This window comes from Blautia sp. AF19-13LB, from assembly GCF_003479105.1.
GTDB classification, from domain to species: Bacteria; Bacillota; Clostridia; order Lachnospirales; family Lachnospiraceae; genus Fusicatenibacter; species Fusicatenibacter saccharivorans.
The window spans coordinates 203916-218371 of record NZ_QUGO01000005.1 but is presented as its reverse complement, the minus strand read 5'-3'; the positions used below and the strand labels follow the sequence as shown (position 1 = coordinate 218371).

Here is a 14456-nt window from a genome sequence, read left to right as displayed (position 1 = left end):
ATTTTTTTATCTTACATCCACGTAACCTTCGGCATTCCGCGAAGATCTGCTTTTACATCACAAGAAAATGTTTCCCCCTCATGGGCCTCTATTACTTTTGCATTTTTTAATCCATCTTCTCCAACTGCCTTTTTGCCTAAATGGCCGCCTAAAACAGCTCCCAGTCCGCCGCCAAGAGCAGCTCCAAAGGCTGCATTTGCAACATCACCGGCTCCGATTTTTCCCATAGGCTTTCTTGTAATCGCAATCGTATGGGCACCTGCTTCGATTGGAATTACATACGGTTGTTTTGCAGCTCTCAACTTTTGCGGTTCTTGATCATCTATATACAGACAGAAAAACCCCGGTCGCCTTACGGCGCCGGGGTCTCTTACGTTTGAGCACAAGTATCTTTCGATACAATTATATTTTATTTAGAATAGTCTACCGATAATTAGTCGATCAGAGTAGCAACACGGCCTGATCCAACGGTACGGCCACCCTCACGGATAGCGAAGGTAAGACCCTGATCCATAGCGATCGGGTGGATCAGTTCGATGGTCATCTCTACGTTATCGCCAGGCATGCACATCTCAGTTCCTTCCGGAAGAGTGATAACACCTGTTACGTCAGTTGTACGGAAGTAGAACTGCGGACGATAGTTGTTGAAGAATGGAGTATGACGGCCACCCTCGTCTTTTGTCAGAACGTATACCTGAGCGGTAAATTTGGTATGGCAGTGAACGGTACCTGGTTTAGCCAGAACCTGTCCTCTTTCGATCTCTGTTCTCTGAACACCACGAAGCAGAGCACCGATGTTATCACCAGCCTGAGCCTCATCGAGGAGTTTACGGAACATCTCGATACCAGTTACAACAGTTTTCTTGGTCTCTTCTTTCAGACCTGCGATTTCAACTTCCTCATTCAGATGAAGAACACCAGCCTCAACACGGCCAGTAGCAACAGTACCACGACCAGTGATGGTGAATACGTCCTCTACAGGCATGATGAAATCTTTATCAGTGTCACGCTGCGGATCCGGGATCCAGCTATCTACTGCATCCATAAGCTCCATGATTTTATCTCCCCATGGGCCAGCCGGATCTTCCAGAGCTTTCAGAGCAGAACCCTGGATGATCGGAGTGTCATCTCCCGGGAAGTCATACTCGTTCAGCAGCTCACGGATCTCCATGTCTACCAGCTCAAGCAGCTCTTCGTCGTCTACCATATCGCATTTGTTCATGAATACAACGATGTAAGGTACACCTACCTGACGGGACAGAAGGATGTGCTCTTTTGTCTGAGCCATAACACCATCTGTAGCAGCTACTACAAGGATAGCTCCGTCCATCTGTGCAGCACCAGTGATCATGTTCTTTACATAGTCAGCATGGCCTGGGCAGTCAACGTGTGCATAGTGTCTTTTCTCTGTCTGATACTCAACGTGTGCAGTAGAGATTGTGATACCACGCTCTCTCTCTTCCGGAGCTTTATCGATATCTTCGAAGTTCTCAGCAGTGTTTCCTTCTACTCTGGTAGAAAGTACTTTTGTGATAGCTGCGGTCAGAGTTGTTTTACCATGGTCAACGTGGCCGATGGTACCAATGTTACAATGCGGTTTTGTTCTTTCAAATTTAGCTTTAGCCATTTTAAAATGTCCTCCTTAAAATTGCGCCCAGTGGGCTTTTTTGAGACTAAATTGGTGGCAGGAACCCACCTGAATCGTAAACCTGCTAAGTCTGATTATATTGCATTTCCGTCTTATTTGCAAGGAAAATCTCAGAAAAATAATACTTTTAGGCTGTGCAGCCTTTGACAGCTGCACACCCGATTATTTTTCTTACATTATTTTGCTTTTGCAGACAGAACTTTTTCCTGTACGTTTTTCGGAACCTGCTCGTATTTATCAAAGAACATGGAGTAGTTACCACGTCCCTGAGTTTTAGAACGAAGGTCTGTTGCGTAACCGAACATTTCAGCCAGCGGTACGAATCCACGGATCATCTTTCCGCCGCCGATGTCATCCATACCCTCGATACGACCACGACGGGAGTTGATATCACCGATAACATCACCCATGTAATCTTCCGGAGTGGAAACTTCGACTTTCATGATAGGCTCAAGAAGAACCGGAGCACCCTTCTGCATAGCTTCCTTGAATGCCAGAGAACCAGCAATGTGGAATGCCATCTCAGAAGAATCGACCTCATGATAAGATCCGTCGTATACATTTGCATGAACACCGACTACCGGGAAGCCTCCCAGGATACCGGCTTTCATAGCCTCTTCGATACCTTCGCCTACAGCCGGGATATACTCTTTCGGAATAGCTCCACCGACAACGGTAGACTCGAATTTGTAAATCTCTTCGCCGTTTGCATCCATAGGCTCGAATTTAACTTTACAGTGACCATACTGTCCACGTCCACCAGACTGTTTTGCATATTTGCTGTCGATGTCTGCCGGTTTGGTAATGGTCTCTTTGTATGCAACCTGCGGAGCACCTACGTTAGCCTCTACTTTGAATTCACGAAGCAGACGGTCAACGATGATTTCCAGATGCAGCTCACCCATACCAGCGATAATGGTCTGACCAGTTTCCTGATTGGTGTGTGCACGGAAGGTCGGATCCTCCTCAGCCAGTTTTGCAAGGGACTCGCCCAGTTTGCCCTGGCCTGCTTTTGTCTTAGGCTCGATAGCCAGCTCGATAACCGGCTCCGGGAACTCCATAGACTCAAGGATTACCGGATGCTGCTCGTCGCAGATGGTATCACCTGTGGTGGTGAACTTGAATCCGATTGCAGCTGCAATGTCACCGGAGTAAACTTTGTCCAGCTCCATACGTTTGTTTGCATGCATCTGAAGGATACGTCCAACACGCTCTTTTTTATCTTTTGTTGCATTCAGTACGTAAGAACCGGAGTTCATGGTTCCTGAATACACACGGAAGTATGCCAGCTTACCAACGAATGGGTCTGTCATAATCTTGAATGCCAGTGCGGAGAACGGCTCCTCATCGGAAGAATGTCTTACGATCGGGTTTCCGTCCAGATCGGTACCCTCGATTGGCGGGATATCGGTCGGAGCCGGCATGTACTCAAGGATCGCATCCAGGAGTTTCTGAACACCTTTGTTTCTGTATGCAGAACCGCAGCATACCGGTACAGCTGTACACTCACAGGTAGCTTTACGCAGAACTGCTTTCATCTCGTCTACAGACGGGATATCATCATCCAGATAACGCATCATCAGCTCATCATCCAGCTCGCAGATTTTCTCTACCAGCTCGGTGTGATACAGCTCAGCGTCTTCTTTCATATCTTCCGGGATATCAACGATGGAGATATCATCGCCCTTATCGTCGTTGTAGATGTAAGCTTTCATCTCGAACAGATCGATAATTCCCTTGAATTCATCTTCCTTACCAATTGGAAGCTGAAGGCAGATAGCATTTTTACCAAGTCTGGTCTTGATCTGATCTACAGCGTTGTAGAAGTCAGCACCAAGGATGTCCATCTTGTTGATGAATGCCATACGCGGTACGTTGTAGGTATCAGCCTGACGCCATACGTTCTCAGACTGAGGCTCTACACCACCTTTTGCACAGAACACGCCGACAGCGCCGTCCAGTACACGAAGAGAACGCTCTACCTCTACGGTAAAGTCAACGTGGCCTGGGGTATCAATGATGTTGATACGGTGCTCAAGAGCGCCCGGTTTCGGCTTGCAGTTCTCTTCCAGAGTCCAGTGGCAGGTTGTAGCAGCTGAAGTAATTGTGATACCACGCTCCTGCTCCTGTTCCATCCAGTCCATGGTAGCAGTTCCTTCGTGAGTATCACCAATCTTGTAGTTAACACCGGTATAGTACAGGATACGCTCGGTCAGGGTTGTTTTACCTGCATCGATGTGAGCCATAATACCAATGTTTCTGGTTCTCTCTAATGGATATTCTCTTCCAGCCAACGGATTTTCCTCCTCTTAGAATCTGTAGTGAGCAAATGCCTTGTTAGCCTCTGCCATCTTATGAACTTCTTCTTTCTTCTTCACAGAAGCACCTGTGTTGTTAGATGCATCCAGAATCTCGTTTGCCAGTCTGTCTTCCATGGTACGCTCGCCTCTCTTACGAGAATAAGCGGTCAGCCAACGAAGGCCAAGAGCCTGACGTCTGTCCGGTCTTACCTCGATCGGTACCTGATAAGTAGCACCACCGATACGTCTTGCTTTTACTTCAAGAACCGGCATGATATTGTTCATTGCTTCTTCAAATACTTCGATTGCTGGTTTTCCAGCTTTTTCTTCTACTTTAGCAAATGCGCCGTATACGATTTTCTGGGCAACGCCTCTCTTACCATCCAGCATGATGTTGTTGATCAGCTTGGTTACCACTTTGTTATTGTATAACGGATCTGCTAAAACATCTCTTTTCTGAGTATGTCCTTTACGTGGCACGTTACTTCCCTCCTTAACCATCATTCGATTAAATCATCGGTACTCACACTTATTTGCAGTATGTCCGCGCGTGTAAATTCTCTATAAATCCGCAGCCGTGGGGATTTATGGAATAACGCACAACATTTCGCTTTTTTTGTGATACTAGATATATCTCGAACTCGTTTTACTTAATTATTTCTTTTTCGGTCTCTTAGCACCGTATTTAGAACGGGCCTGTTTTCTGTTAGCAACACCTGCAGTATCAAGGGTACCACGGATGATGTGGTATCTGGTACCTGGCAGGTCCTTAACTCTTCCTCCACGGATCAGAACAACGCTGTGCTCCTGAAGGTTGTGACCTTCTCCTGGGATGTAACTTGTTACTTCGATTCCGTTGGAAAGACGAACTCTGGCGATTTTACGAAGAGCTGAGTTAGGTTTTTTCGGTGTAGCAGTTTTAACAGCTGTGCACACACCTCTCTTCTGAGGAGAAGACATATCTGTGGATTTCTTTCTCAGAGAATTGTAGCTTTTCTGCAGTGCCGGCGCGGTAGATTTCTTTACGGAAGTCTCACGGCCTTTTCTTACTAACTGGTTGAATGTTGGCATTCCATTTCACCTCCTGATAGATTTCTCCGTGTGTCCCACGGGGTTTCATACGGCTGCTTTAGTTCAACATAATTGCTTTGCAGCTTTTGCGCGCACAAAAAACAGTCTTTTACGCACGCTCGTTTATTATAGCGTCTGTCCTTTCAAAAGTCAAGGGGGAAATTCGCAAAAAATCGCGTATTTACGCGGCTTCTGCGGATTTCCCCCATTGATGCATTACTGTGCAAAAGTATTTTTTCTTCCTATTATAATCTCACCAGATTATTTTCTGACATTTTCTGTTTTTCGTTAAAGCGGACGGTTCCTGAAGGCCGGACACGCATCACACCGCTTCGGCTTTTCCTCGCTCTGTGCATTGCCCCAGAGGTCACGCGCTTTCTCTTCGGCACACCCTTTGCACCAGGGAAACATGCGGACATTGCTGATGTAAAAGTTCTCAAAGGTTGTCTCGTCGTTGTTGATGTCAAACTGCTGCTTTCTCGACAGCTCTTCTGTATGTTCTGCAATCCAGGCCTTCTGCCCTTCGGTCGCCGGATACCCCGGTCCGCCGAGGACGTAATCCATATCGGCATGGAGATTTTCCGGTTCGCCTGGTTTGTGGAATCCTACAAATAAAATATAACCGCGGCGCAAAAGCTCCTGGATCGGCTCGTCCGTCTGGCCGTCCGGACCTAAAATCGCCCGCGCGGTCTGCGCATGAAAATTTTCTGTTTTGGGATAGAATTTCCCAGTTGGTGCTAAAAATCCATCTGCCATTTTCTTTTCTCCCATGTTCTCATTTGCTGTATGCTTTTCTATACCATAACCGATTTTTTCAAAACAGGCAAGGTTTGTTTTACTAGATTTTTTTTTTTATCTGTGCTATACTCTTTCCCGTGCATTTATGCAATCGGATTTTCCCGTCTTTTTGCGGGTGTCCGGACTGGTTCGTGAACTTCCCAGTATAAAAAACCAAGTATCTCAAAATTTTCATCAAAGGAGATTGGAAAATGAATGCAAGAAAACTGATCATCGACTGTGATCCGGGCATCGACGATTCTCTCGCCCTGATGCTTGCCGCGGCTTCGAAAGAGCTGGATCTTGTCGGCATCACCACAGTCAGCGGAAATGTACCCGCTTCTATGGGCGCTAAAAATGCCCTCAAAATTCTTTCTATGATTGGAAAACCAGATGTCCCGGTTTATGTCGGCGAGGAGACGCCTCTGGTCCGCGACTACGTGGACGCGATGGACACCCACGGCATGGACGGTCTCGGCGAATCGGGCTGGCCGGATGCCGAAGGCCTTACGCCAAACAAGGACGCTGTTTCTTTCCTGATCGAAACCTTAAAAACAACCCCTGATGTTACCATTCTTGCCCTCGGACCGATGACGAACCTTGCAAAAGTCATCTCCCGCGCACCGGAGTGCCTGACAAACCTGACGGCTCTTGTCTCCATGGGCGGAAGCTATAAGAGCCATGGAAACTGCTCCCCGGTTGCCGAGTACAATTACTGGTGCGACCCGGATGCCGCAGCCGAAGTATTCCGCGCGTTTTCCGAGCTGCCGCAGCTTGCAGGCAAAAAGCTTCATATGATCGGGCTGGATGTCACACGAAAAATTGTCCTGACGCCGAATCTTGTGGAATATATGAAATGCGTAAATCCAGGAGTCGGAACCCGCATTGAGGAGCTGACGCGCTTCTACTTTGATTTCCACTGGAAACAGGAAAAGGTCATCGGATGCGTGATCAACGATCCGCTCGCGGCCGCTTATCTTGTGGATCCGTCGCTCTGCAGCGGTTTTGATGCGTATACGCAGGTAGAAACCGGAGGCCTCTGCATCGGACAGACGGTTGTGGATGCCATGAATTTTTATCAGAAAGCACCGAACAGCCACATTCTGACGCAGGTCGATGTGCGCCGTTTCTTCCTGATGTTCTTTGAGCGCGTTCTCGGCGTGCCGCAGGAGGAATCCGCACCGGTTCTCGACCAGATTCTCACCGCACCGCCGGTCTTCCCACATGAGACGATGTTTCAGAAGGGAGGCGAGGCATGATGAATACTAACCGTACGTTAAAGCTCACGACACTCGCGCTCTGCGGTGTCATCAATATTCTCGGCGGTACCATTGCTCTGCTGCTGCGTCTTCCGGTTTATCTGGACTCCATCGGAACAGTTCTGGCAGCCGCTCTGTTCGGACCTGCTGCAGGCCTCGTTCCGGGACTGATCTCCGGACTCATTTCCGGCATGACGAGTGATGTCTATGCGTTTTACTATATTCCGGTGCAGCTTGTCATCGGTCTCGTTGCCGGCCTTGTATTCCGCAGACTCCGCCCGTCCCATACGGCAGGATCCCGCAGCGAGAGTCTTTCCCTCCGCTCCATGGGCTGGAAGCTGTTTCCGGCAGCGCTTGTGATCTCACTTCCGGGTACTGTGGTAAGTTCCACAATCACCGCGGTTGTTTTCGGTGGAATTACTTCCTCCGGCTCCACTGTGCTGGTGCAGCTGCTTCACAGCCTCGGTATGAATCTGACTCTCTCTGTCTGCGTTGTACAGGCCATGACAGACTTTGTGGATCGAATGATTGTTCTTGCGGTCGTCCTCGTGATTCTGCCCGCCGTTTCTTCTGCTTTCGGCAGTCTTTCTATGAAAAGCAGAAAATAATCTGTACCAATAGCACAAAGAATCCTGCAAAAAATTCACTTTCTTTTTTGCAGGATTCTCATATTTTGGCATAACAAGAACTCCGGAAAAAAGGGGAGGCTGCATCAGGAGCCATCCCTTTTCCGGAGTTTTTTATTTCTTCTTTAATAAAATCATTCACATACGCGGATCCATACCTGCATTTCGCCCTCACCTCGGTTGTTCCACATATAATATGGAATCAGCTTCAGTTTCGTCTTTTCCTCTTCCTCTTTCTGATACAGATGATACAACGGCTGTTTTTCCGCATCGCCCAGCTTCATGCGACGTCCATCGGCCGTTACGCGCACAAAGTGCTCGCCCAGCTCATCGGCTGCTTCTGCGGTTTTTTCACCATTCACACAGAGTTTTGTCAAATGCAGATTCTTTCCGTTGTCTGCTTCTTCCATACAGTAAACAACCGGTCCTCGTTTTACGGCAACACGGCCGGCGTCCTCGCGTACAAGCGGATTGGATGCCAAAAACTGGATTTCCATCGGGAAGTTCAGGCGGATCGTCTCACCCTTCGCCCATACTTTTGTCACATACAGATACCCGTCTTTTTCTTCCAATTCTGCGCCTTTTGGAATCTCTTTTTCATAAGAAGCACACCATCCCGGGATGCGGAATGCAAAGGTGTACGGCTCTTTGGTATCGCTCTCGCAGGTCACGGAAACGTGGCCGTCCCACGGGAATTCGGAAGTGATGGATGCTTTTACTTTTTCTCCTTCCACTGTTCCACCCATGTACAAGTGGACAAACAGGGTTGTGTCGTTTTCCGTGTATGCGTAAGATGCAACTGAGCTTACCGTTCTTGCCAGGTTCGGAGGGCAGCAGGCACAGCCGAACCATTTCTGGCGGATCGGTTTTACATGGAATTTCCGCTCATCCTTGTGGCATGCCTCCGGCAGTACCTCCAGCGGATTGACATAGAAGAAGCTCTTTCCGTCGAGCGCCATTCCGGAGAGAACGCCATTGTAGAGGGCTAATTCCATCACATCCGCGTACTCTGCTTTTGCCTGAATCTCCAGCATGCGGCGAGCAAAGAACACAAGACCGATGGATGCACAGGTCTCTGCGTAAGCGGTATCGTTTGGCAGGTCATAGTTGAAAGAGAATGCCTCTCCTATATGAGTGGCACCGATTCCGCCGGTGACGTACATTTTCTGATGCACCATGTCGTTCCAGAGAGTTTCACAGGCTTTCAGCAGGCTCTCATCCTGCGTTGCCCTTGCCACATCCGCCATGCCGGAATAGAGATATACGGCGCGTACGGAGTGCCCCTGCACCTCATCCTGCTGACGCACCGGGCGGTTTGCCTGATTGTAGCTATATCGTTCCTCGCCCTCCGGGCAGGTCAGACCGCGCTCGATATCGTAATAGTATGGTTTTGTTCCGCGTTCATCGATGAAGTATTTTGCAAGATCAAGATACTTCTGCTCGCCGGTCAGATCATAGAGACGCATCAGAGCCATCTCTGCAATTTCGTGACCAGGATAACCTGCTTTTTTCCCCTCGCCGTGACCGAGTTTGCTGGCAATAAAGTCCGCGAAACGCTCTGCTGCTTTTAAGAGACGGTCTTTTCCGGTCGCCTGATAATAGGCTACAGCGCCTTCCGTCAGATGACCGAAGCAGTACAGCTCATGGTTGTCCTTAAGGTTTGTAAAAATCATATCCTGATCGTTGATCAGATAGTAGGTATCGAGGTATCCGTCTTCTCTCTGTGCTGCGCAGACAACTTCAATTGCTTCATCTGCCGTTTTTTCCAGCTCCGGATCGGGATGCTGTGTCAGGGAGTACGCAACTGCCTCCACCCATTTGGCAAAATCGGTATCCTGGAACAGGAAGCCATAAAATCTTCCGTCCATTTTGCCATCCTTCGGCAGTGTCTCAAAAGTATCCAGCGGATATTTGATCTGAACAAATTTGTCTTCTTTTGCTTTTCGCTCTTTTTCAACTTCACCGGCGCGGCGGTAGTTCCGCATACAGAAGCTCGGTGCTGCTCCCGGAACATTGTCATTTAAGGCATTCCACTGATACGGAATTACTTCGGTGCGGACAAGCTCCATCTCTTTTTTCCAGAATGCATCGGTAACCTGGACTTTTGCCAAGGATAATGGTTTGCTGAAGTTTTTCTGATCCATTTTTCCGGTCTCCTTTTTCGTTTTCTTCCGCCGCCTCCTGGTTTGAAAAAGATATTTTCCTTGCTTTCAGGGATGGGAAGCGTTACACTTCTTTTGACGGCTGTTTTCCTGTTTTTCTATAGTTTTATTTTAGCAAAACGGACCGCCGTTTAAAATACAAGAATGTTTGAAAAGGTTTGAAAAAGTCATATGATCTCTGTTTTATTTCCAGATGCCGCCTGTTTTACCTACGACCTCTGCGGCAAATTCCAGTCCCCGTCCCCGGAGTGGATGCACCTGACACGGAATCTCGTCAATTTTGAACTGATGGTTGTGACGGAAGGAACGCTTTTTATCGCGGACGAACGCTGTTCTTACGAAGTCCATCCTGGCGAATATCTTCTTTTGCCTCCGACCGTCCATCAGCACGGCTCGAAAAAAGGAAGCTGCTCTTTCTACTGGCTCCATTTTATCCCTGGTATCCCCTCCGCACCGATCATCGCTCCTTCTGACCCGACCGCCGGATCGGTTCTGGATGAGTTTCATGCTGCACCGCCATCCTCCTACCGCCTTGAGGACCTCGCTCCCGCCCAGCTTCCATCCAACTACCCCGAAACGTTATGCATCCCGCGCCAGGGAACGCTTTCCTCCCCGAACCGCGTCATCATCCTCATGAAGCAGCTCCAGGACACTTCCCTGCGTTTCCACAACACGTTCCTCAACAACAGCCTGACTGCCGCTGTTCTCGGCGAAATCAACTGTCAGAGCCCCTTCTACCGCACCTACACTTCCGAAACGCAGCGGACGCAGATCCTGCAGGACATTATCAGCTACATCCAGTACCACAGCAGCGAGTCCCTCAAAGTCACCGAACTCGCCCGTTATTTCGGCTACAACGACAAATACCTCTCCTCCCTCTTCCACGAGGGCACCGGAATAACGTTAAAACAATTCATCCTGAAATCCAAAATGGACAGCGCTATGGCCGAGCTGACGGACACAAATCACACGGTCTCTCAGATTGCTTATAATGTGGGATTTCAGGATGCGCATAATTTTTCCACGGCTTTCCGAAAGCTCACCGGGATGACGCCGGGACAGTACCGGAAGAGTTATGGGAACCGGAAACTTTCTTTTGAATAGGACGGGAGGATACGACCCCCAGGCACCGCGGGGGGCGGACGCTCCGCTGCGCCTGGGGACCCATCTACGTTTTGGCGGACGGAAGTGATTTACTCAATGGATGGATTCACTTATTCTTTAGAAATTTACTGTTTCTTTTAGAAAATAGACATACTTTGCTCACATTTCTTCACTATACTATATCTCAGATAGTTGATGAACCACTCAAAACTATCTCCCCCCTCATTATGAAAGAGCAGCCCGCATATCCGCGGGCTGTTCTTATTTTTTGTCTTTTTGCACCCCACCTAACGTAAATGCCGCCTGCGGTCGGGGAAAATATCCCGACCGCAGGCGGCCTCACAATCTACCGTGGAATCACATTACTCTTCCGCAGCTTCAATTGCTGCAGTCTCGATAATAAATTTCACGCTTCCATCCATTCCATTTGCCTTACCACTGTAAGAAGTATAAGCACATTTATCCGAATTCAGCGCCTGAATCCGATCCAGTACATCTCCCAGATCATCCTCAAAGGTACTCTTCAGCTTGCTGGTACCCTCTTCTTCAAACTTCTTCGTACCGTCAGCCAGTTCTTTCGCCCCATCGGACAGCTCGTCAATACCATCAACAACCTTGCTGCTTCCCGATTTCAGATCAGAAGCTCCGCTTGCCAGAGAAGAAGTTCCATTTGCCAGTGTAGAAGCTCCGCTCGCCAGAGTAGATGCTCCGCTTGCCAGCGTAGATGCTCCGCTGTTCAGTTCAGAAGCTCCGCTTGCCAGGGAAGAAGTTCCATTTGCCAGTGTGGAGGCTCCGCTTGCCAGCTGGGATGCTCCGCCTGCTACCTGAGAAGCACCGCTTCTTAAGCTTCCGCTGTTTGCAGAAAGTTTTGCAGATCCATCGCTTAACTGGCTTCCCAGCTGTCCAAGACCTGCGGTCAGCTGTGTCGTGCCGCCCTGCAGAGTCGTAACACCCTCAACCAGAGCCGGTGCATTTGCTTTCAGCTGGCTTGCGCCGGAAAGCAGCGTATCATTGTAAGCACTCAGCTGAGTAAATCCTGCGTTCAATGCATTGATGCCTGCTGTTGCTTTTGCAAAACTCTCATTTGTGCTGCTGTACAGCTGGCTCACACCTGCGGACAGAGTATCGATGCCCTTGTACAGAGTGCTTCCGCCTGCATCAAGCTGTGCCACACCTGCGGTCAGTTTCTGCATTGCACCAAGATTCTGCTCAACAACTGCTTTATTATCGGTGATGGTCTGCATCTGTTTCTGCATGGTCTCAAGCTGCGGCATCAGAGCTGCAACCGTCTTCTGCAGATCGCTGTACTGGCTCTTGATGTCGCTCATCTTCTGCTGCATTGCTGCAAGACCGGAGAGATCCGGGCGCTCGATTTCGAAGTTCAGTTCCGGAAGAGTAATCTGCGGAGCTGTAACCGGAGTAACCGAAACGGTTCCTGCTGAAGCGGAAACGCTGACACTTCCGATCTGATTTCTTGCTTTACTTAAGGAATCGGCAAGTTCTGTATTTCCAGCGCTCTTAGCTGCGGAAATCTGTGCATCCAGTGTAGCTGCTGCAACAGAGAGCTGATCATTTGCCTGTTTTGCTGCATCGGCGGAAGCCTGGCTTGCTGCTGCATCAGCTGCGCTCTGTGCTGCTGCTGTTGCTTCCTGGTTCAGCTGTGCTGCTGCTCCGTCTGCCCATGCCTGAACCTGTGCTGCCATCTGGGTTCCCATCTGCGTTGCCTGATTCGTGATCTGTGCCTCCAGACCGCTTAAGTAGCTCTCAAGTCCTTTGGACAACGTATCCATCTGGCTCATCAGCTCGTTGCCGTTTGTCATCATGCTGTTGACAGATCCTGCGATTGTGGTGTTCAGAACCTCGGAGAGTGCCTCGGTCTCGGAGATCAGGGTAGAACCGGTGCTGGTCATACCGTCTACCATCGTCAGAAGGCTCTGTACATCGGTGCTCTGCAGCTGCTCGTTCAAACTGGTCAGTCCTTCGGAGAGTTGTTTTGCTCCTGCTAAAATATCATTCTCATCTTTTCCGTCGAGTGCCGCGTTCAGTGTTGCGATTGCACTGTTTACCTCGGTCAGGCCGTCTGCCAGGGAAGAAGCTCCGCTGCTTAAGGTGGATGCTCCGTTGGACAGGGTAGCTGCTCCGCTGTTTAAGGTAGAAGCTCCGCTGTTCAGAGTAGAAGTTCCGTTTGCCAGAGTCGATGCTCCGCTTGCCAGTGTGCCGGCTCCGCTTGCCAGTGTGCCGGCTCCGCTGTTCAGCTCGTCAGCGCCGTCTTTTAACGTTCCGATACCGTCATCCAGCTCTTTGTAGCTGTCTTTTAAAGTATCCACACCATCGGAGAGTGCCTTGGAACCGTCAACCAGTTCCATTGCAGCATCCTCAAGATCACTCAGCGCATCCTTCAGGTCATCGTATCCGGTGATGTTGTCGGTATCGATGGTGTCGAGAACATCGTCAAGTGCAACGGTGAAGGTAGAATCCAGAGAGAAGTTCTCCACATCCGCAGTGATCTCCAGGCTTTCCGGCAGTTCGAAATCACTGTCACCGGATACCAGATCTTCAAGGGAATCGGAATTTAATCCCAGGCTTTCCTGCAGGCCCGGCATACCAAATCCGATTACGATGTTTCTGCTTCCATCGGAAATGACTTTACCATTGTCGATCTTGACATTGGAGAAAGTATCCTGCGGAAGAATCATTCCGGTCATCAGGACGAATGGGGTGTACATCGTCTCTTTCTTGCCATTGATGTCAACCGTTGTCTTTGTGTTGTTTGTATAGTCAACTTTGATTTTCAGTTTTCCGCTCTTTCCGGCCAGGTCATCCGGTTTGATTTCCTTGCCGTCCAGATAATAGGTGAACTTCACGGAAACCGGAGGCTCTTTTGTGGTTGTTCCCTGATAATAGATATCCTCGCCGTCTGTCTGCCAGGTCAGCTCGTTTCCGCTCTGGGTGAACTCCTCGTCGCCCTTTACGTTTTTGATGTCCTTCAGTTCACTCTCATCTTTCAGGTTCTTTTCCGTTCCTGCGTTCTTCAGCCAGTTGGATACGGTGATCTGATCTTCCGATCCGTCTGCATTTGCATTTACATATACGGTTTCTTCTTTGGAAACCGCTGCGTCCTCTCCTGTCGCTGCATAAACCGGAGCAGCTCCCATAACAGCAGCCATACCAACAGCAAGACCAGACATCATCTGTTTTCTCAGTTTTCTGTTTCTATTCATTGTGATAAACTTCCTTTCTGTGGTTTTTATAATGGTTTTTTATGATGAAATCCAGGATCATAAGAGAAGTAAAACCCGCTCGGAGTAAGATACTGCGGGATACTGTTTCCCTCAGATCGAGGATGTTTTTCCTATGCCTTTCAATCATCTAATGTTATAACGCAAAAATGACTCTTAGTCAACATTAAATACTGCACAAAATTGACGATCGGTCATTTTTTTCTTCGTGCATAGTCACAAAAATGAGAAAATTAGTCATTTTCCCTTTGACAGTTTCCATGTATTCTA

At 48.8% G+C, this 14456-nt stretch carries 11 protein-coding genes and 1 riboswitch; of the genes, 3 read left to right on the top strand and 8 right to left on the bottom strand.

Features of this window, described 5'->3' with window-relative positions:
* Positions 1-11: 11 nt before the first annotated feature.
* The 6 genes from DWX32_RS07265 to DWX32_RS07240 all read right to left on the bottom strand — a co-directional run bounded on the left by DWX32_RS07265 (position 12) and on the right by DWX32_RS07240 (position 5775).
* Positions 12-302, bottom strand: coding sequence for a hypothetical protein (locus tag DWX32_RS07265; RefSeq protein WP_147397741.1), 291 nt, complete (start codon positions 300-302; stop codon positions 12-14).
* Positions 303-433: 131 nt separating this feature from the next.
* Positions 434-1627, bottom strand: coding sequence for an elongation factor Tu (gene tuf, locus DWX32_RS07260; RefSeq protein ID WP_022463261.1), 1194 nt, complete (start codon positions 1625-1627; stop codon positions 434-436).
* 197 nt (positions 1628-1824) lie between these two features.
* A complete protein-coding gene (gene fusA / locus DWX32_RS07255) occupies positions 1825-3942 on the bottom strand; it encodes an elongation factor G (RefSeq protein ID WP_118659528.1) in 2118 nt (705 codons plus the stop codon).
* A gap of 15 nt (positions 3943-3957) precedes the next feature.
* A complete protein-coding gene (gene rpsG, locus DWX32_RS07250) occupies positions 3958-4428 on the bottom strand; it encodes a 30S ribosomal protein S7 (protein ID WP_022463259.1) in 471 nt (156 codons plus the stop codon).
* A 174-nt stretch (positions 4429-4602) separates the two neighbouring features.
* Complete coding sequence (rpsL, locus tag DWX32_RS07245) at positions 4603-5019, bottom strand: 30S ribosomal protein S12 (RefSeq protein WP_022463258.1); 417 nt, start codon at positions 5017-5019, stop codon at positions 4603-4605.
* A 288-nt stretch (positions 5020-5307) separates the two neighbouring features.
* Positions 5308-5775 carry a hypothetical protein gene (locus tag DWX32_RS07240; RefSeq protein ID WP_147398475.1) on the bottom strand — a complete coding sequence of 156 codons (468 nt, stop codon included), beginning with the start codon at positions 5773-5775 and terminating at the stop codon, positions 5308-5310.
* A 160-nt stretch (positions 5776-5935) separates the two neighbouring features.
* Positions 5936-5980: riboswitch (PreQ1 riboswitch) on the top strand.
* A 28-nt stretch (positions 5981-6008) separates the two neighbouring features.
* On the opposite strand from DWX32_RS07240, the gene DWX32_RS07235 reads away from it, so the two are divergent.
* Together DWX32_RS07235 and DWX32_RS07230 are read left to right on the top strand one after the other, a co-directional pair.
* Positions 6009-7055 (top strand): nucleoside hydrolase, encoded by a 1047-nt coding sequence (locus DWX32_RS07235; protein ID WP_117509905.1) that lies wholly within the window; start codon positions 6009-6011, stop codon positions 7053-7055.
* Complete coding sequence (locus DWX32_RS07230) at positions 7052-7663, top strand: ECF transporter S component (RefSeq protein WP_243037565.1); 612 nt, start codon at positions 7052-7054, stop codon at positions 7661-7663. Before DWX32_RS07235 ends, DWX32_RS07230 begins: the two co-directional genes overlap by 4 nt.
* 152 nt (positions 7664-7815) lie before the next feature.
* Here the strand turns inward: DWX32_RS07230 and DWX32_RS07225 are convergent, their stop codons facing one another.
* A complete protein-coding gene (locus DWX32_RS07225) occupies positions 7816-9825 on the bottom strand; it encodes a glycoside hydrolase family 127 protein (RefSeq protein ID WP_118659524.1) in 2010 nt (669 codons plus the stop codon).
* Between the two features lie 189 nt (positions 9826-10014).
* Here DWX32_RS07225 and DWX32_RS07220 point away from each other — a divergent pair, with 189 nt between their 5' ends.
* The gene (locus DWX32_RS07220) at positions 10015-10947 is read left to right on the top strand and encodes an AraC family transcriptional regulator (protein ID WP_118659522.1); all 933 of its coding nucleotides are present in this window, start codon (positions 10015-10017) and stop codon (positions 10945-10947) included.
* Positions 10948-11309: 362 nt separating this feature from the next.
* Here the strand turns inward: DWX32_RS07220 and DWX32_RS07215 are convergent, their stop codons facing one another.
* Positions 11310-14168 (bottom strand): hypothetical protein, encoded by a 2859-nt coding sequence (locus DWX32_RS07215; protein ID WP_118659520.1) that lies wholly within the window; start codon positions 14166-14168, stop codon positions 11310-11312.
* Positions 14169-14456 lie beyond the last annotated feature (288 nt).

Bases quoted from the DNA above. Each gene is read 5' to 3' on its own strand.
- DWX32_RS07240 (WP_147398475.1), bottom strand. From the start codon at position 5,775: ATGGCAGATGGATTTTTAGCACCAACTGGGAAATTCTATCCCAAAACA.
- DWX32_RS07215 (WP_118659520.1), bottom strand. From the start codon at position 14,168: ATGAATAGAAACAGAAAACTGAGAAAACAGATGATGTCTGGTCTTGCT.
- DWX32_RS07220 (WP_118659522.1), top strand. From the start codon at position 10,015: ATGATCTCTGTTTTATTTCCAGATGCCGCCTGTTTTACCTACGACCTC.
- DWX32_RS07235 (WP_117509905.1), top strand. From the start codon at position 6,009: ATGAATGCAAGAAAACTGATCATCGACTGTGATCCGGGCATCGACGAT.
- tuf (WP_022463261.1), bottom strand. From the start codon at position 1,627: ATGGCTAAAGCTAAATTTGAAAGAACAAAACCGCATTGTAACATTGGT.
- DWX32_RS07230 (WP_243037565.1), top strand. From the start codon at position 7,052: ATGATGAATACTAACCGTACGTTAAAGCTCACGACACTCGCGCTCTGC.
- DWX32_RS07225 (WP_118659524.1), bottom strand. From the start codon at position 9,825: ATGGATCAGAAAAACTTCAGCAAACCATTATCCTTGGCAAAAGTCCAG.
- rpsL (WP_022463258.1), bottom strand. From the start codon at position 5,019: ATGCCAACATTCAACCAGTTAGTAAGAAAAGGCCGTGAGACTTCCGTA.